This window comes from Rheinheimera sp. B2H12 (assembly GCF_059620065.1).
Genome location: NZ_CM184363.1, coordinates 4,141,788 through 4,162,385 on the forward strand (window position 1 = coordinate 4,141,788; position 20,598 = coordinate 4,162,385).

At 50.9% G+C, this 20,598-nt stretch carries 8 protein-coding genes; 4 read left to right on the forward strand and 4 right to left on the reverse strand.

The features are described 5' to 3' along the window. Window positions 1-35: 35 nt before the first annotated feature. The 3 genes from AC53GJ_RS17865 to phoB all read right to left on the reverse strand — a co-directional run bounded on the left by AC53GJ_RS17865 (window position 36) and on the right by phoB (window position 2,663). Entirely contained in the window at window positions 36-386 is a 351-nt protein-coding gene (locus tag AC53GJ_RS17865) for a metalloregulator ArsR/SmtB family transcription factor (protein ID WP_496729738.1), read from the reverse strand. Between the two features lie 182 nt (window positions 387-568). Next, window positions 569-1,912, reverse strand: a complete 1,344-nt coding sequence (phoR, locus tag AC53GJ_RS17870) for a phosphate regulon sensor histidine kinase PhoR (protein WP_496729740.1) — start codon at window positions 1,910-1,912, stop codon at window positions 569-571. A 64-nt stretch (window positions 1,913-1,976) separates the two neighbouring features. Beyond that, window positions 1,977-2,663 carry a phosphate regulon transcriptional regulator PhoB gene (phoB, locus tag AC53GJ_RS17875; protein WP_496729742.1) on the reverse strand — a complete coding sequence of 229 codons (687 nt, stop codon included), beginning with the start codon at window positions 2,661-2,663 and terminating at the stop codon, window positions 1,977-1,979. Window positions 2,664-3,001: 338 nt separating this feature from the next. Here phoB and AC53GJ_RS17880 point away from each other — a divergent pair, with 338 nt between their 5' ends. Both AC53GJ_RS17880 and AC53GJ_RS17885 read left to right on the forward strand, forming a co-directional pair. Then, complete coding sequence (locus AC53GJ_RS17880; RefSeq protein WP_496729744.1) at window positions 3,002-4,672, forward strand: beta-helix domain-containing protein; 1,671 nt, start codon at window positions 3,002-3,004, stop codon at window positions 4,670-4,672. Window positions 4,673-4,747: 75 nt separating this feature from the next. Then, window positions 4,748-7,435 (forward strand): TonB-dependent receptor plug domain-containing protein, encoded by a 2,688-nt coding sequence (locus AC53GJ_RS17885; protein WP_496729746.1) that lies wholly within the window; start codon window positions 4,748-4,750, stop codon window positions 7,433-7,435. A gap of 59 nt (window positions 7,436-7,494) precedes the next feature. Here the strand turns inward: AC53GJ_RS17885 and AC53GJ_RS17890 are convergent, their stop codons facing one another. Then, complete coding sequence (locus tag AC53GJ_RS17890; protein WP_496729747.1) at window positions 7,495-18,384, reverse strand: Ig-like domain-containing protein; 10,890 nt, start codon at window positions 18,382-18,384, stop codon at window positions 7,495-7,497. Between the two features lie 477 nt (window positions 18,385-18,861). Here AC53GJ_RS17890 and AC53GJ_RS17895 point away from each other — a divergent pair, with 477 nt between their 5' ends. Together AC53GJ_RS17895 and AC53GJ_RS17900 are read left to right on the forward strand one after the other, a co-directional pair. Continuing rightward, window positions 18,862-19,449, forward strand: coding sequence for an ABC transporter ATP-binding protein (locus AC53GJ_RS17895; protein ID WP_496729749.1), 588 nt, complete (start codon window positions 18,862-18,864; stop codon window positions 19,447-19,449). Next, complete coding sequence (locus AC53GJ_RS17900) at window positions 19,439-20,578, forward strand: DUF6136 family protein (protein WP_496729751.1); 1,140 nt, start codon at window positions 19,439-19,441, stop codon at window positions 20,576-20,578. The genes AC53GJ_RS17895 and AC53GJ_RS17900 overlap by 11 nt, the downstream gene beginning before the upstream one ends. Window positions 20,579-20,598: the final 20 nt, after the last annotated feature.

Consider the following 20,598-nt stretch of genomic DNA (forward strand, 5'->3'; position numbering starts at 1 on the left):
TTAAACAGGCTGAGCCGGGGAAGAGACGTAAAGATTTAACCACAACAGACTTTGTCTCGTTGTGGTCGATCACCCATACCGGCCAAATGACTCAGTAACGGCTGCAGCATGCTGCCACTGGCATGCAACGTCTGCCGGATGCTAGACACGGCATAATCGGGCAAGGCCGGATTCAGCCGGTAAAACACCCATTGCCCTTGCCGGCGGTCCAGTAATAATCCACCTTTGCGCAACATTGCCAGATGACGGGAAATTTTCGGCTGGGTCAACTGTAAAGCTGTGGTCAGCTCGCACACACAAAGCTCACCTTGCGCTGCAATCAGCAACACGCTGTGCAACCGGGTTTCGTCGGATAACAATTTGAAAAATTCTAATGCCTGCATCATGACCTCTGCCATCACATACGAATAATCATATATATGATTATTCGTATGTCAATAGGTGGCATGCTGCAGTGACTGATTGAGCCAACCAGCAGGTGAAGAGAAATGTGGATAACGGGGAAATAAAAAAGGCCGGTTATCAGCTGTTGTCAGGCTGAGTACCGACCTTTTGACCAGCAAGCTAATCAGCCGCCAGCCGCTTTTTTTGCCAGCTGTGGCTTGCTCGTCTTGGCGTGATGCACCAGTTCTGGTGGCAGGGTAAAGGAAAAACTACTGCCACGTTTTGGCTCGCTGAAAATCATCAGTTTACTGTGATGGCGTGATAACACATGTTTGACGATTGCCAGGCCAAGGCCGGTGCCACCGCTACTGCGGGTGCGCGCTTCATCCACCCGGTAAAAACGCTCAGTCAGTCTTTTGACATGATGGGCAGCGATACCTTCGCCATTATCGGTTACCGAAAACACCGCTTTGGTATGCTGGCGTTGCCAACTGATCTGGATCTCACCACCGGCTGGCGTGTATTTAATGGCGTTGGTGATCAGATTAGAAAAGGCACTGCGCAGCTCTTCGGTGATACCACTGACCCTGAGATCAGGGTCGACACTAAAAGTGATACTGTGTTGTTTTTCCCGATTCAGACTCTGTGCTTCCTGCTCCAGCAGCGCCAGCATCACAGGCACATCGACCACAGGATCAAACTGCACTTTGGCGGAGGCTTCAATGCGCGATAAGGTAAGCAATTGCTGCACTAAGGCATCCATCCGTTTGGTTTGGTCCAGCATCACGCCATGCGCTTTTTGCCAAATCGCCACCGACGGTAGATGATCTGCATCCATCACTTCCAGATAACCATGCAACACCGTCAGTGGTGTGCGTAATTCATGCGAAACGTTGGCAACAAAGTCTTTGCGGATTTGTTCTAACTGTTTGATTTGCGTGATATCGCGGATAATTAGTAAAAACTGTTTCTGGCCGTACTGCAAAATCCGGTATTCCAGCGTCACTTCGTCTGACAAAGGCGACACCAATTCCAGCCCATGTTCAAACTGTTTATTTTGCAGAAATTGCCCAAATTCAGGATTACGGATCAGGTTGTCTATCCGCTGATGTTCATCCAGCGGCCAGCGCAGACCAGCCAGTTGCTGGGCTAATCTGTTACACCAGACAATGGTCCAGTCGGCATTCAGCACAATAATGGCATCTGGTAAGGCTTCAGCACCGTCGCGAAAACGCCGGACTAAACCACGTAATTCTTTATTTTTCTTGCGGGATTTACGCTGGCGATAATAGATGCCATCAAACACTTGTTGCCAGCTGCCATCACCGGCCGGTGGCGATAATTTGCGATCACGCCACAACCATTTATCCAGCAGAAACAAATGCTTGTAGTGCCAACCTATCAGCAGCACACAACATAATAACAAGAATTCCAGCGCCAGACCGAAGATCCAGCCCAGCAATAATGACACAGTGGCGAGCACCACTAATTGACTGACAATTTTTCGCCGGGAAAGCAATAAACGCATAACACCTACTCAGCTGCAAAGGCGAACATAAGCCAGCGTCGTCCTGACGCTGGCTGTCGGTGGGTTATTTTACCGAAAAACGGTAGCCAGAGCCACGTACAGTTTGCACCAGTCTGTCATGCCCTGCCACCGAAATGGCTTTGCGCAGTCGCCGAATATGCACATCGACAGTACGGTCTTCTACATACACATTGGTGCCCCAGACGTGATCCAGCAATTGTTCACGACTGTACACCCGCTCCGGATGCGTCATAAAAAAATGTAATAACCTAAATTCAGTCGGCCCCATATCCAGTGGTTGCTCAGAAGCACTGACACGGTGTGACACTGGATCCAGTTTCAGGCCCTGCACTTCGATGACTTCATCCAGACTGGTTGGCGCGACCCGACGGATCACCGCTTTGATTCTGGCCATCAATTCTTTCGGTGAAAATGGCTTAGTGACATAATCATCAGCGCCGACTTCCAGTCCGCGCACTTTATCTTCTTCTTCGCCGCGGGCGGTAATCATGATGATGGGGATATTACGGGTTAAGTCATGTTGCTTCATTTTTTTGGCGATCTGAATACCGCTGCCGCCAGGCAACATCCAGTCCAGCAGTACCAAATCCGGGTAAGGCTCAACCAGCTGATTGATGGCACTGTCAAAATCGCCCGCAGTACTGGCCTGATAGCCGTTTTGTTCCAGCACAAAACACAACATATCGCGGATTGGTGCTTCATCCTCAACAATCAGAATTCTTCTCGACATAGCAGTTTCCGTTATCCATTTGTTATATCAACTCTGCGCAGTATCACGACTTATTATGACAATTTTATGAAAAGAAGTCGTCAAATTGTCATGCAGACTCCATGTTAATCCATAATTTTGTTGCCTCCTGAGCATTCACAGCAAATAAGACAGCTAGATGGCACTGCGCGGAAACTTTTTTTACATTCAGCAAAAAGCATCTCTTTCATCAAGTAACTGACCACAGTAGCAAGATGAATTATTTATGACGTCTTCAAACTGTAACGAAAATGTCACTTAGCCTCAGTACCTTGAACTCCGATTTGATTAACCCACACTTCCAAATTTCGGAGAGATCGATGCAACTCAAGACTGTGTTTAAGGTATCTGCTGTAGCTGTTGCCCTGGTACTGGCCGGCTGTGGTGGCGATATCAAAATTACCCCAACTGTAAACGACACCAGCGTCAATAACTCAAACAATACAACCAACAACAGCGGTGGCAGTACTGGCGGCAACGGCGGCACAGGCACAACAAACCCTTGCACCAAACGTGGTGAGATCCAAGGCGCTTATGATGGCAAAGATTGTTCTTACACTGCGGCTTTTGCCAGCAAAAACGTCACTATCACTGACAACCTGACGTTCAAAGAATTACCAAATGGCGGTGTCCATGTTTTCTCTGGCGCCATTTTGTTCGGTACTGACTGCGATACCACACTGGGTTGTACCGTCAATGCTTCAGGTCCAACTCTGACCGTTGAGCCAGGTGCCAACATGGCCTTCACCAGCGGTGAATCTATTATCCGGATTGCCCGTGGTGCCAAAATCAACGCTGTTGGTACTTTTGAAAAACCAATTACTTTTACTTCTGCTAACGCTTACCCACGGTTAGATGTAGTTGGTGATGGTCCTCAGTTTGCCGATTGGGGTGGCATTATCATCAACGGTTTTGGTATTACTGATAACTGCAAAGATGCTGAACGTAATGGTACTCAGGATCCAAAGGCCGGTGCTTGTAACGTCAAGTCTGAAGGTATCGTCAGCTACTACGGTGGTAAAGATAACGCCGATAACAGCGGTTCAATCAAATATGCCAAAATCTGGTATGCCGGTTCAGGCCCGAAAGTGGGTGGTGAAGGCGACGACTTAAACTCGCTGACTTTAAACGCGGTCGGCAGTGGTTCCAGCTTTGAATTCCTGCATATCCACCAAGGTTATGATGATGGTATCGAGTTCTTCGGTGGTGCTGCTAACATTAAAAACATCGTGGTTACCGACACTCAGGATGATGCCATTGACGTTGACGCCAGTTGGCAGGGTAAAGGCCAGTACATCATGGTTCGTCACGGCACTGTCGATACCAAAAAAGATGTCACGCTGGATAACGGCACTGTGGTGAAAAAAGGCTCTAAAGTCTTTATGGGTAATGCTGGTTTTGAAGTCGATGGCCGTAAGAGTAACGGTAGTGCCGATTACAGCCAAACGAAGCCTTCTAGCCCGAATTTTGCCAACGTGACTGTGATCACCACTGATGGCCAATCTGTGCGCGACAACTTCCCTTCACTGGCCGTGACCTTTGATGACGAATTTGCCGGTTCTTATTTCAACACTTTGTTCGTGAAGAAAGAAGGCACTAAATCGCAATGTATCAACTTTATTCCAGACGGTGAAAAACAGGTTGATAAGATCAAAATGAATGCTGTAGTGCTGGCTTGTGATGTGAATTTCAGCAAAGCAGATGGTTTATTTGCTGGCGGCCCGAAAAAAGGCGAAACCATGCTCAGTTGGCTTGTAAATGGTGGCGCTAGCCAGAGCTTAGGTGCAATCGGTGATGCAGTAGCGGCTGATGGTTATTCCACCAACACAGCATCAACCAAAATCACCGTTAAACCGAATGATCTGAAAACGCTGGATGCGTTTTACGACCCAGCCGGTGCTGCTTTTATCGGTGCGTTATCTGATAAAGACACCACGTCCAACTGGGCGAAATGGGTCAAAGAAGCTGTGACTGCAGCGGATAAAGACTAATCCGATGGTTTTATATCGATAAAAAAAGGCGCTGTTATTGCGCCTTTTTTTCGATAACAAGCAGGAAAACAACAGATGAATACGCATCTTCGACGTACTAAACTGGCGGGCGCAGTCGCGCTGGCCTTGCTGGGCAGCCCATTGGCGCTGGCACAGCAACCCGATGAACAATTGATGGAAGAAGTGGTTGCCACCGGCAGCCGCTTACAAGGCAGTGCTGCAGCTGTCATTGAGGAACGTAAAACTCAGGCCTTTGTCGCTGATATCCTGGGTGCTGAACAATTATCCAGAACCGGTGACTCGGATGCCGCCTCTGCCTTGCGTCGCGTCACAGGCTTGACCTTGGTCGATGGCAAATTTATTTATGTCCGTGGTCTGGGTGAACGTTACTCCAGCGCCCGACTGAATGGCGCCAATATTCCCAGCCCGGATTTAACCCGTAACGTAATGCCACTGGATATTTTCCCAGCCAGTATTATCGATAGTATGGCGGTACAAAAAGCCTATTCGCCTTCGATGCCGGCAGCCTTTGGTGGCGGTAGCATTGATATCCGTACTAAGGGGGTACCGACTGAATTTACCGCTGGTATTGAAGCCGGTGTTGGTAAAGACAGTAACTCTGGCTCGGGCTTTACTTACAATCGCAATGACGATGGCATTCCAACCGCATTGCAACAAGGTATTGTGCATTACCGCGGTGATTTCAGCCTGCGTGGCATTATTGAAAAAGATGGTTTAAAAGATACCGCCACTGCCAGTCGGGCAGCGCAGGCCTTACAAATCAATAACCAGTTACTGAAATCCTTACCACGCAACATGGTGATGCAGGATGAATCACTGGATCCTAAATACAATCTGAAAGCGCATATTGGCGACAGTTTCGGCGAGAACTGGTTTGGCGGTCAAATTGGCGTGCTGGCGGCGGTAGCTTATGACAGCGGCTGGAATTTTAGTGAACGCAAAACCGGCGTTATCGCTGAAACTGTCACGGACGGCTGTAGCAGTAGCCTGGCAACCGCAGCGGATGCCAGCACCAGTTGTTACAACACAGTCAAAGATAGTCAGGTCACCACTGAAACTGAACGACAAAACGGCGTGCTGAATCTGGGCTATAAACTGGGTCAGCATGAAGTCAGTTATGCCAAAATGTATCTGTCTGATAGCGACGACGAAAGTGAAATTGCTATTTTACAAAGTCCGAATGCCAGTACCATTAAAACCATTATGGGCAATGGCCAGGCGGTCAGAAATCATAGTTTTGAGTATCAGGAAAGAACGCTGGATATCGACCAGTTCAAAGGTTTACATACCTTTTTAGATCTGGCTGGTTTAGGTTTTGATTGGCAATACACCCAGTCTAAGGCCGAAACTGACATTCCAACGGAAGTCAATTACACCTTTGAAGATGCTTATAATGGTCAAGGCGCTTATTTGCGCTCTTCCATCACCGGTGATGATAACCGGATTTCTTATTCGTTTGTCAGCATGGAAGATAATGTCAAATCCTACAGCGGTAATCTAAACCTACCGGTCAGTCGCGGCCTGTATGAAATGGAATTTAAAGGCGGTTACGACTTTAGCGACAAAGCCCGGGTTTACAATACCTCGACTTTTGCGATGAACAATACCACAGGCGTGTCATTAGGGTTGAATGATAAGGCCGATGGAATTCTTGGCATGACGGGTTATCTGAGCGATAGCCTGATTGACAAAAACGCCCTGTTGGTGGATTTTCGTGAACCGACCTCACCGGATGCCGACGATTATCTGGCCGCGCAAAAAGTGGATGCGTTATACGGTGAGTTTGACGTGATTTACGACAACCTGCTGCGCTTTAGTGGTGGTGTGCGGTATGAAGACTTTAAACAGGTCACTATCGGTACTTCCAGCCTGATTTTCAGCCGGGAACAGCTGGATATCTATTACAACAACGAGCGTATTCAGAGCGGCACCATCAATAAAGACAATTTTTACCCGGCCTTATCGATGACCTATCTGGGTGGCGAGAAGTATCAGGTACGATTTGGTTATGGTGAAACTGTAGTCCGGCCTGATCTGCGCGAAGTGGTGCCGGTGGTGTATTTTGATCCGCTGACCGATATCCGTACTATTGGTCGTGCTGGCCTCGAAAGCAGTCCAATCAAAAACTATGATGCCCGTTTTGAGTATTACGGTGAGAATGGCAACAACTATTCAGTGGCAGCTTTTTATAAAGACATTACCGCGCCAATCGAAACCATTTTGTCAGTCGGCGACACTGAATACACCGCCACTTTCGTCAATGGTGAAACGGGTGAAGTCTATGGTATCGAAGCTGAGTTCCTGCAGGACATCAATTGGCTGGCGGATGGCTTGTTTACTTCAGGCAATATCACGCTGAGTGATTCAGAAGTGTCGATAGACCCGGCACTGGCAGGCAGTCTGACCAACCCAACCAAACGTTTGACCGGTCATTCGGAATATGTGGTGAACCTGCAACTGAACTACGATTCTGCTGATGGCGAGCACAGTACATCTTTGGTGTATAACGTGTTTGGCGAACGGATCCTGGCGTCTGGTGTCGCTGGCCGGCAAGATGCCTTTGAACAACCGTTCCATTCACTGGATCTGGTGTACACCTGGTATCCGGACTTTAATTCCAAAGTGAAATTTAAAGTACAAAACCTGCTGGGTGAAACGCAAGAAGTGACACAATCGGATGTGATAGTGCGCTCAAAAGAAATCGGCACAGGTTTTGGCTTGAGCTATAGCTACGAGTTCTAATGCCTTGCCTTGCGAACAGAATCAGGCCGCACTCTGCGGCCTGATTTTTTTCATGCCACTTAAAACTGCCAACTCAGTCTCAGCGCCAGCTGGTTGACTTTGTTAGTGTGGATTTCACTGCGCTGCAACTGCAACTGGGCCTGCCACTGCGGACTGAACTGATAACCCAAAGCCACGCCATAATACAAATCAGTACCACTGAAGTCGCTGTTTAACCGTTGTGATGGCACGCCGTTGATTTCAAGCTGACTGCTGACCTCTGTTTGCCAATACTGCGCACCAGCCAGCAACTCCACCAGCCAGTGTTGGTATTGCCGGATCCGCCAGCGACCTCCGACAGCCACTGTCTCGCCCAGATAGGGGCTGCTCTGACTGACTTGCTGATGGTAGGCGGCAGGATCCAAAGTACTGCTGCGTAACTTCAAACCAGCATCGCCCAAGTCGCGCCAGACCAGCTCAACCGCCCATTGCGGACTGAACTGATAACCGGCGCCCAGTGCCAGACTCAGGTCGCGTTTATCCAGCATCAGTAACTCGCCACTGGCTAACTCAGCCTGTAATGCCGCGGTGCTGCGCTGCGCCTGGCTCTGCCCTATCTCTGCAACAGCATACCAGTTCGCTTGCGAGCTCAGGGGTAATAACGCCAGTAACCAACTGCGGCGACAGCGGCGCAGCAGCGCCAGTGGCAACAACAGCGCCAGCCACCAGCCAGAGCTGGCACCGCCTTTGGCCTTGTTAATCACCATCACTTCCTGATACGCCTGCAAACTCACTGTCACTTTGCCACTGCTGCGGGCACCATAACTGTCTTCTACCAGATAAGTCAGCGTATCAGTGCCGGCAAATCCCGCTTTTGGCTGATAACGGATAGTGCTGCCATTCACCACTGCGGCAGTTCCTTGAGTGGCTGTGACACTCAAAAGCTTCAAGCTATCACCGTCCGGATCCGTGTCATTTTTCAAAACATCCAGAATGATGGCGGTTCTGTCATCGGTGGCAGCCTGATCGTCGACGGTCAGCGGCGCTTTATTGGGTTGCACTGTCACTGTCACTTCACTGCTGGCTGTCCCTCCTTTGCCATCTGTCACACTGTAAATCACCGTATCCTGACCAAAGAAGCCTGCGGCCGGCGTATATTGCAACTTCTGACTGGTCAGGATCTGTACCTGACCAAACTGACTGCTGGCCTGACTGATCGTCAATAGATCGCTGTCGGCATCTGTGTCATTTTGCAGCACATCAATCTCCACCGCAAAACCGGTTCTGGTGCTGGCCGTATCCGCCTTGGCTTCCGGCAAGCTATTGCTGGTCAATTGCACCGCAACGCCACCCGGATCGACAATCGCATTGTTGGCAATCCCATCGGCATCATTTGGCCCCCCATCTGTCAGGGTGATTTGCACACACCAATCCCCTTCGGTCAGCCCTGGTGTCCAGTCTGTGGCGCCTGGTGGCGGACAGAAACCACGTTCACCTTGGCTACTGGAAATGAAGTTGTTGTCATCACTGACAAAGTCAGTCCAGCCGCGGTCGCTATAGAATTTACGATACACGGCATTGGCAGGCACCGGCCTTTGTTGTGGTAACACCAACTGATAAGTCTGACCCGCCAGCGGTAAGCCATAAGCGATAAAGTCAAACACGCCCCCGACATTTAACGCACTTGGGTCGGTATCCAACTCATCCAGCTCCAGTTGCAGACCACCGGAGTCAGCGACTGCAGATACCTGACCACGACGCAGACAAATACCAGCTTCACCTTCAGCCAGGAAACGCACTTGCTGAGAACCAATTTCAGGCACAACGTTACAGTCGCTGATCGCATCCAGATAATCGGCAATACCATCGCCATCACTGTCGGCAAAACCTTCTTCATCGTCCGGGATCAAGTCGCCATCAGTGTCCACTTTGCTCAGTACCGGTAAGCCTGGCTGCACCAGAATATAGACCTCCGCTGTTTGACTCAGCGCCGGAGTGCCATTATCAGTCACCGTCAGTTGCACCGGATAGACTCCAGGCGCCTGGCTTGCTGCTGCAAAACGCAGTTGCTGACCGTCAATACTGACATCCGTCAGTTGACCTGTGCTCCAGCTCAGTTGTAACTGATCCTGTGGATTGGCATCTGACACAGTGGCAGTCACTGTCACCTGGCCTTGATCTTGCGCCACCGTCAAGCGGTTTTCATTTTGCTGACGCACCGCGATCGCGGCTTGCGGCGCTACATTCTGCTCACTAATGGTCAGTACTGTTACAGCTTTGGCACCGCGATTGAGGCTAGCATCCAGCTCGATGACAATAGTTTCACTGCCTTCGTTCTGATTATCCGGATAAATCTGCAGCGGCAGTTCGATCATGCTGCCACTTTGCAGCACCACTTCACCCGATACCAAATCATGGTCCTGACCGTTACTGCTTCCAGACACTGTATAAGGGATCGTCAGCGGATAAACCGGCGCCGGACCATTGAGCAAGATCTGCACTTTGGTCGAGCTGCCTTCCGTCACTGTGGCATCTTTACTCAAAGACACCAACGGATTCACTTTCACCTTCTGCGCTTTAGTGACAGACAAACCTGCACTATCGGTCGCCTGCCAGTAAGCTAAGTGTTCGCCCGGCGCAAAGAAGGTGGTACCGGTCAATAAGGAAACAGGCAATGGCTGGCCACGGCTATCTACTGCGGTCGCAACTCCCAGTGCCACGCGGGTGAACAGTGCAGTGGCATTGACCTCAATATCGGCCGGTAATGTCAGCACTGGTAACTCAGCTTCGGTGGAACCAGTGATCAGCACTTTCACTTGGGCACTGGCACGACCTTTTTGGCCGTCGGTGATGGTATAACGCAGGTTAATTTCACCGATGTAGCGCGCCGGTGCCTGCAACTGCAAGCCGTTGGCCGTGCTGGTGACAGACCCGACACTGCTGCTGGCGCCATCAATCAACAAACTATCCCCATCCGGATCTGAGTCATTGGCCAGCACATTCAGGCTGTAACTGTCAGTGTTGCTTCTGACCAGACTAAACTGATCCGCCACTGCCAATGGCAGATCATTGACTGCATTGATGGTCAGCCGCACTGTCGCAGGCTCTGAACTCAGCGCTTGATCGCTGGCGATATAACGGAAGCTGTCGGTGCCATGAAAATCTTTTAATGGCATATACCGCAGCGCCGTGCCTTCAATCAGCAACGAACCATGCTCAGGGACCTGCACAATTTCCAGACTGAGCTCGTTATTTTCAGCATCACTTAATTGCGGTTGGATCAACAGGCTTTCATCTTCATTCAGGCTCAGATCCGCATCTGCCGCCACTGGCGCCGTATTATCGGTCAGTACCTGCAACTCAAAAGCCGGCAATGTAGCCGTCAGTATTTCATCACTGACACTGATAGTCACAGCTGCAGTGACGCCAATGTCGCTGCGCAGCGGCGTGCCACTGAGCCGGCCTGTGGTCGGGTCAAATTGCGCCCATGCCGGTTTATTACTGATACTGAAAGTCAGACTATCGTTGTCCGGATCTGTAGCGACCGGCACAAAGCTATAAGCACTGTTGGCAATCACAGTCAAAGCAGGCACACCAGAGAGCAATGGCACATCGTTGACATTACTGACGCTGAGACTAAAGGCCGGTAACGAAACTATGGCTGTGCCATCGCTGACGCTCAGCACAATATTGTTGTAATTGCCGACATCGCTATTGCCTGGGGTACCACTGAGCTCGCCGGTTTGCGTATTGAACGTCAGCCAGGCCGGTTTATTGCTAATGCTGTAGCTAAGGGTGGTATTGGCATCGACATCCACTACTGTGGGGATGAAGCTATAGAGCGCCCCTTGCGCCACTGTGGTTGGCGCACTGCCGCTGATCACCGGTGCATCATTGACATTCGTCACAGTGAGACTAAAGGCCGGTAACGACACCGTCTCGATACCATCACTAACGCTGAGGATAATATTGCTGTAATCCCCGACATCGCTGTTGCCAGGTGTACCGCTCAGCTCACCGGTTTGCGCATTGAACGTCAGCCAGGCCGGTTTATTACTGATGCTGTAACTCAGCGTGGTATTGGCATCGACATCCAGCACTGTCGGGGTGAAGCTATACAGCACCCCTTGCGCTATTGTGGTTGGGGCACTGCCACTGATCACCGGTGCATCATTGACATTCGTTACACTGAGACTAAAGGCCGGTAACGACACCGTTTCCACACCATCGCTGACGCTCAGCACAATATTGCTGTAATTGCCGACATCACTGTTGCCTGGTGTACCACTGAGCTCGCCGGTTTGTGGATTCAATGTCAGCCAGGCCGGTTTATTGCTCATGCTGTAACTCAGCGTGGTGTTGACATCAACATCGACGACGGTCGGGGTGAAGCTATACAGCACCCCTTGCGCCACTGTGGTTGGCGCACTACCGCTGATCACCGGCGCATCATTGACGTTACTGACATTGATACTAAAGGCCGGTAACGACACCGTTGCAACACCATCACTGACGCTCAGGATAATATTGCTGTAATCCCCGACCTCGCCATTGCCCGGCGTGCCACTCAGCTCACCAGTTTGTGCATTCAGCGTCAGCCAGGCCGGTTTGTTGCTGATGCTGTAGCTCAGCGTGGTATTGACATCCACATCCAGCACTGTGGGGGTAAAGCTATACAGCACGCCCTGTGCTACTGTGGTCGGTGCACTGCCGCTGATCACCGGCGCATCATTGACATTACTGACATTGATACTAAAGGCCGGTAACGACACCGTTTCAACACCATCACTGACGCTCAGGATAATATTGCTGTAATCCCCGACATCGCTGTTGCCCGGCGTGCCACTGAGCTCGCCAGTTTGCGCATTCAGCGTCAGCCAAGCCGGTTTATTGCTGATGCTAAAATTGAAGCTGCTATTGGCATCCACATCCACCACTGTAGGGGTAAAGCTATAAAGCACACCCTGTGCCACTGTGGTTGGCGCGCTGCCGCTGATCACCGGCGCATCATTGACGTTACTGACATTGATACTAAAGGCCGGTAACGACACCGTCTCAATACCATCACTAACACTCAGGATAATATTGCTGTAATCCCCGACATCGCTGTTGCCAGGGGTACCGCTCAGTTCACCGGTTTGCGCATTCAGCGTCAGCCAAGCCGGTTTATTGCTAATACTGTAACTCAGCGTGGTATTGGCATCCACATCCACCACTGTGGGTGAAAAGCTGTAGAGCCCCCCTTGCGCTACTGTGGTTGGGGCACTGCCGCTGATCACCGGTGCATCGTTGACATTACTGACATGAATACTAAAGGCCGGTAACGACACCATCTCAATACCATCACTGACGCTCAGGATAATATTGCTGTAATCACCGACATCGCCATTGCCCGGTGTACCACTGAGCTCGCCGGTTTGTGCATTCAGGGTCAGCCAGGCTGGTTTATTGCTGATGCTATAACTGAAGCTGCTATTGGCATCGACATCCTGCACTGTGGGGGTGAAGCTATAGAGTACCCCTTGTGCCACTGTGGTTGGCGCACTGCCGCTGATCACTGGTGCATCGTTGACATTACTGACATTAATGCTAAAGGCAGGTAGCGATACAGTGGCAACCCCATCGCTGACACTCAGGACGATATTGCTGTAATCACCGACCTCGCTATTGCCTGGTGTACCGCTCAGTTCACCGGTTTGCGCATTGAACGTCAGCCAGGCCGGTTTATTGCTGATACTGAAAATTAACGGATCCCCATCAATGTCGCTGGCGCTGGCACTAAAGCTAAATAACACCCCTTGCGCCACAGTGCTGGCGGCACTGCCACTGATGGCCGGTGCCGAATTATTCACCGCCAGCCAATCCGAACTGGCAGCGATACTGCCACCCTGACCATCATTGGCGGTCACAATTACTTTCAGATACTGATGGGCATCAGCACTGCTGATGGTGTAAGTACTGGCGGTCGCATTGGTGATCAGCGTCAGGCCCTGGCCATTGGCATCCAAAGCCCGGTACCACTGGTAACTATAGGTCAGACTGTCAGCATCGGCATCGCTGAAAGTGCCGGTATTGCTGCTGAGCGTGCCATTGACCAGTGACAACCCCGTCAACACCGGCGCCGTAACACTTAAAGGCGCACTATTTTGCACCAAAGCCCAGCCTGAAGCGGCTGTGGTGCTGCTGTTGCCCTGCCCATCATCCACAGTGACCACCAGTTGAATAAACTGATGGGCATCCGCACTGGTCAGGGTGTAACTGCTGGCGGTGGCCTGACTGATAGGGCTGGCTGCGCTGCCATTGGCATCTGTGGCCCGGTACCACTGATAACTGTAACTCAGGCTATCATTTTCGCCATCAGTCCAACTGCCTGTGCTGCCACTAAGCATGCCACTGACCACAGCAGAACCTGTCACCACCGGCAACCCGGTATTGACCGGTGCGGCGTTATAACTGACAGTAAAACTAGCCAGACTGGCATTGGCGGCAACAAAATTACCGGCCACATCTGCCACCTGCGAAGCCTGCAAACTGATGCTGTAACTACCAGCGTCGGTTTGGTCCCAACTGCCGCCAGGCGGCGTCATGGCATAGGTCACCACATTACCACTGCTGCTGCTGACACTGGCGCTGGCCTGATAACTGTTAGGTCCTGTCACCACAATATCACTGCCATCAATGGAGCTGCTGTCAACCCCTGAACTGTTATCGCTGTAACTGACGGTAAAGCTGTAACTGCTTTGCCCATCCTGCAGCGCTGTCACGCCACTGGCGCTGGCACTGGCGGTTGGCACCACAGTATCAATCAACACTTCCAACGCGGCAGCAGTGCCGGATAAGTTACCCGCTTCATCCACGGCCACTGCAGTAAGCTGATGCACACCGTCGGTCAGTTGACTGCTGGTGATCCCCCAGGCACCACAATCAAGCAGGTTGGTGGTCCCCACCTGAATATTACCAGCCCGATATAAATTGACCTGTGTCACGCCGCTGATGCTGGTTTTACCGAGCACTGTTGGCGTGTTGTCATTGGTTTTGCGATCACTGCTGCTGACCCCACAATCGGAGGCAAGCTCCAGTCCTAAATCAAAAGGCGTCAGCGGTGCTTCATTATCAAGCTGGTAACTTTGGGCGCCACCAATAAACTGGCCGCCAGTTGGCGTTTGCATCGCATTGCCGGCGTTATCGCTGATGCTATAACCCACCACCAGCTGTAAAGCGACAAAACCGGTGTAACTGGCAAAATCGCCACCACTGGCGTGCACCAGCCACTGAGCATTATCAGTGCTGCTGACATTGCTGATGGTGGCGGTACTGGTCGTGAACAACTGAAAATCAGCGGCAGTGAGGCCGCTGACCGCTTCACTAAAGGTCACCAGCCAACTGACTGTGTCCGCGTTGGTGACTTCGGCAGTGGGATTTGATCTGACCACACTCAGAATGCTGGGCCTGGTGCCATCGATTCTGTCAGCATTTTGGCTGATTGCGGTATCAAACAAAGCGGAACTATTGTCCAGGCTGTCTTTGAGTAACAGGCTGACCGCCAAATCTGTGCCAGCTGCAATATCGGTACCGGCGGTGACGGTAAAACTGGCCGTGTAAGTGCTGTCATTCACTTTCGTCAGGCCACTCAGCGTGAACCCAGCAACAGTTCCGGACGTTAGGCTGTAACTATCGCTATCTGCAGCAACTGTGATGGTCACAGTGACCTGATCACCAATTTTCAGCGGAGTATTCGGCATTGAGACCGCCGTGATCACCGGCCCCGTGTTATCCAGCACAAAACTATCTTCATTACTGCCGCCGACACTGGTATCAGTCAACGCATTCTGGGCGCTGTCCTGAATATTATGCCCAGCCGCCAGTGCCAGCGTCACTGTGCCAGTGACACTGGCCAGGTCACCGCCTGAAACAGTCACCTCATAGACAGAACCGCTGACAGCTGTGACGGCAGACACCACTGCGCTGCTACCGCTGATGGTAAAATCATCAGCACTGACCTGGGTGACGTTCTCACTGAAGGTAATACGCCACACCAGGCTGTCACTGGCGGTGGTTGCTGTTGCCGGTGACTGGCGCACAAGGCTGCTGATGGTCGGCGCCGTGACATCGGCTGCGCTTTGTAAAAAAGTCAAATCATCCAATACCCCCCAGAAATAAGGGTAGATGGTGGTTGGATCTATCGGATCGTAATAGCGCATCCTGACTTCATCCACTTCATCAAACTCACTGTTCAGTAATATCCGCGCAGGGCCCAATAAGCTGATAGCGACAATTTGTTCGGCAACTTTCACCTCGTCACGAAAGCCCAGAATACTCAGTTGCGCATAATAAGGAGCGCCATTCAGGATGCCGTCATCCCAGATCGCAAAACTGTCAAAATCAAAATTGCCACCATTGGCACTGGCAAAGGCTATCGAAGCTGGCGAGGTGTAATTTGAAATGACCCTGATACTATCCACGCCACCGTATTGCTGATCATTCCAGACAAAACCATGCACGCCATCCGTGCTGCCATCCACCGTAGTCAGATCACCAAGACTGGTGGTTAGCGGATCATTAGTGGCAATAAAGTTGATACTGCCAAGCGCCCCTGCGGTAATAGCAAAAGTACCGGCCCCTGTGGCCGGACTATCACTGTCTTTGTCTAATCCGACAGGTTGAGTGTTAAAATCGGCGCTAATCAGGGTTTTATCAGTCACTCTGATGGTAAAAGAGGCGGCTGCCGAATTCAGCGCACCGACATTGCCATCGGCATCGATCAACCTGGCAACTAACACTCTGTCAGCGCTGACCAAACTACTGCTATTAAAAGTAACAGCCGCTAACGCGGTCTGGTAATTGGCGATGCTGGCGGTGCCACTGAGCGTTAACAGTCCGTTGTTACTGTCATAACTGCCCGTGATCCCAAGCTGATTGGTGAAACTCAACACATCGCCACTCAGGTGGTTCTGCAACTGCAACTGAGCCCCTTCAATATTGCCATCACCATCAATATCGCTGATCAGCGCTTGCTGCAGCGGCGTCATCACAGCACCACCGACCATAAAATAGCCGGCATGCTGCGCCAGCGTGACCACAGGTGCCAGTTCAACTGGCATCACCTGCATGTTGTAGGTCGGCAAGCTATCACCAGCGGTATTGAAGTTGGTTAACTCCGACACTGTATTGTCAGTCAACTCAAGTTTTGCCAGCTCGCGGCCATTGCCCAAATTAATATTAAAATACAGATCGCCATCATAACCAACCAGCGAACTCACTGTAGTGGTGGCTGGACTAAAAGTGGTCAGCACCGAAACATTACCGGTCGAGTTATAGCGAATAATTTCCCGATTGGTGGTCGTCACCACCGACTGAAAATACAGCTTATTGTCCAGCACCAGCAGATCTGCCGGCTGGTTCGAGTTGGATGCCAGCGGCGGATTATATTCCACAGTGACATTGTTGCTGCTGTCGACCGAATACAAGCGGCCATCCAGAAAATCATAGGAGACAGAAAAGAATAACTTATTGTCAAATAAGGTAAAAAAACTGATGGTTGAAGAACCATTATTATTGCCAGAGGGGGTTAACTCGGCCACTTTGGCCACTGAACCACCGGCGCTGTCGGTATAACGATATAACTCGGTATCCAACACGGCATTGGCAGGCGACGCACTCAAATACAGATAATTGTTATAGCTTTTCATCAATCTTGGCGTCGCGGCACCAGTGGCAAAACCAGGCGCTTCGGTAATGGTCGAGCCATCCCAGTAAAACAGTTTGGAAGGATCGTTGATGGTATTCGTGTAAGAACCGCCAAAATAAAGTTTGTCGTTGTAGACTTCAACAGCGGTTGAATTGACATAATTCAGCGCGGCAGAAATCTTCGTCACGCTTTGATCCTGCGGGTTATAACGCCACAAATGATAATTTGTGCCGCTATCGTCCGTCGCAGTAAAATACAGACTGCCCTGATAAGGTGTGAAACTTTGCAGGCGCGGTTCGACCAGTGAATCCAGTTGCGCTAACACTGTCAAACTGCTGCCATCAAAATAACCAAAACCACCGGCACCATTGGCTGGTGAGAAAAAACCAAACAATTTATTATCAAACAGATAGGTTTGGCCTTTTGGACCAGCGGCACCAAATTTATTCGCCGCCATCACTAAGCCTGCGCTGTTACGGGCACTGTTGTAACCATAGAGCTGATGGATGCCAGCCGCAGTGTTGCTGGCGGCAAACACCAATGAACCGGCAGGCGCTGTGTTCACCACATTATTGGTCACGGCAAAGTTAGTGAAACCCGGCGACTGATTGCCGGAGTAATCATACACTTCAGAATTGGCCGGCAAGCTGATGGTGACGGTCTGGCCTGCGGTAATGGCAGGTGAGACAGTGAAGGTAAAAGTGCTGTCATAGTCAAAATCGCCAGCACTGATGGTCAGCGGATTGCCATCCACTTTAATCACAAATTCGTTGTAGCTGCCGTAGTAGTCGGTGGTTTCATCAAACACCAGCGTGACGGTCTGGCCATCCGCCGATGTCGCCGCACTGCTTGGGGCTGGTGCCGTGGTATCTGGCATGGTGCAAGTGACCGCGATATCAATAGTGGCACCATCGGCGTAATACACATGCTGGTAACTGTTCAGCGGTGATGTATCACAGCCGATGGCTTGCGCTGAATCATCATGATAAGCCACCACAGTGTAATAACCTGCAGTCAGCGTGGTTCTGGACTGGGTGCCGTTCGCAGTAAACTGCGGAGTATAAGCATTGGTTCTGGTGTTTAGATGGTCTGTTGTATCAGATCGCATTAATAACACCAGCAGATGCGAATTTTTGCCCGGATTTCTCACCTGGAAAGCCGAAAAATCATTCAGGGTAATATTGGCAGTGACAGCTGCCAGGCTTATTGGGCTGAATAACAAACCGAAAAAAACCAACCCCAATCTGAAAACAAACCACCATGGACTCATCTGTGTCAGCATACAAAAACTCCGTCGGACTGGTAACTCAGTGAAATAAGCTATTTTCCTTCATGAGGTCATCATCCGGCACCACACTTTAAAAACCCAATTCCGCCAGACTTAACGCCTCGCTGAAGACCACAGTGCCAGCCCCTGCTTTATATTAATTTGGGGACAAAACACAGTGCGCTGTTCGTTTAAAGTGCGGGGATTTGCCAAATAACCTAGGGCCGGACTGTCCCTCGTTCAGCCTGTATATCTAAACTCCGAAATTTCATACAAATTTGGATGGATCTGCTGTTCTTGCTATTTGTCTGAAGTATAGATTGATTCTCAAAATTACCTATTTTTGTAAGATAATTTTTCTGCAGGACGATAAATTCCCGGAAATATCGGCATCTGCCCGCTGTGGAGCCCCCCTGGGCGCGGCCCGAACATCTTGCGTCACACTGTTGATTTTGCCAGACTGCAACACTGTTTAGCGTCAGTGATGTTTTGATGTCTCTTATCATTCAGCAGTTCCGACTTAAGCGCGGTCAGCGACCGTTATTTGCCGATTATTGCTTAGAGTTTCAGCAGCAGCGTAATTGCCTGCTGGCGCCCAATGGCGCTGGTAAATCCAGTTTGCTGGCGGCTATTGCAGGTTTGCTGCCACACCAGGGCGGCGATATTTTTTGGCATCAGCGGCGTTTAACCCAAGCAGATCGGGCTGTGGCGCTAGCTTCCGACAGTGTGCCACTGCCAGATTTTCTGACTGGCCGCGCTTTATTGCAGTTACAGCAACAGATGTGGCAATTGCCGGCGCCGACAGCGTTGCTGGCGGATTTTGATTTTTTACCGCAACTGGATTGTCTGATCGCCGATTTATCCGCCGGAAACCGGAAAAAACTGACGCTGATTGCCGCCTTGATGCGTCAAGCTGAGTTGTTGTTGCTGGATGAGCCTAATATTGCGCTGGATGAACAGGCCCAACAAGCTTTATGGCATTATGTCGATCAATATCCGGGCATGATCATCGCCGCCAGCCATGATGGCGACTTATTCCAGCAACATCAGTTTAGCTTGGTGCCCCTGCATGCGATTTAATGCCTATCTGCAATTTCGCTGCGGCTGTCTGCATTATGAACTGCAATTGCTGTGGCAACAGTTGCAACAGCTCTTGCTTGGCGCCATGCTGATATTAGGTCCGGCCATCCCGGCCCTGCTGATGATGTTATTGCTCGCTTATGGCCTGTTTTACCGCGCGGATTTGCCGGCATCCCAGGCCATTTTATTAGGCTGGGCCTTGCTTTGTGCCCAAAGTCTGTTGCTGTGGTTATATCGTGATGCTTTGTTAGGGCGACGTTATCAGCTGTTTCTGGCCAGTTTGGCCATGCCACGTGCAGCAAGGTTGCTGGTCGATCAACTGCTGTTATTGCTTTGCCATCCTCTACTATGGTTGCATTTGCTGATTATCGGCAGTGCCAATTTCAGTCAGTGGCAGCAAGTCTGGCCCCAGCTTGGCTTTGCCGCACTGCAATATGCTTTTGCCGTCGCACTGCTGTATCGTGGTGTGGCACTGTTATGGCTGTTAGTGCTGAGTCTGCCGTTGTTATGGCTACCCACATTAGCACTGGCCCTGCTGGGTTGGAGCTTGTTGCTCGCTCTGCTGTGCTGCTGGCCACTGGACTGGTCTTTGCAGCGCAACAGTACCGCAGCACGGCCTTCGTTAATTCAGGCGCAGGCAACCAGCGTACCTCCATCACACCGGCCACAATGGATGCCTGCGGCATTGCAATTCTGGTGGCAGCAAACAGCACAACAACCGGCGGCTCTCCTCAGCCGCTTGTTATTGATGGCATTAGTGCTGGCACTGGGACAGGTCAGCCAAACCGAAAGACCGGATCTGGCCCCCTGGATTGGGTTGCTGGCAGCAGCCTTTTTAGTGCTGAACAGCGCAGGCTGGCAAGTCAGTCAATCGCATTTTTGTCAGCACTATGCGCTGTTTCTGGCCCAATTTCCGCCGCAGCTACGCCAGCTACAGTATGCCGGTCCGCTGTTACTGCTGCTGCTGTCTATTGCCGCCAGCAGCTTTTGTTTTGCTGATGCACTGCCAGTACAGGTGTTCTTGCCTATGGCAGTGCTGAGTTTTGCCGCTGCTTGCAGGCGACCCAATTGGCTGGTGCCAGTCTGGGTTGTCGGCACGCTACTTTCCGGGCTCTGGCTGAGTCATTGACGCTGAGATGACCGCAATTG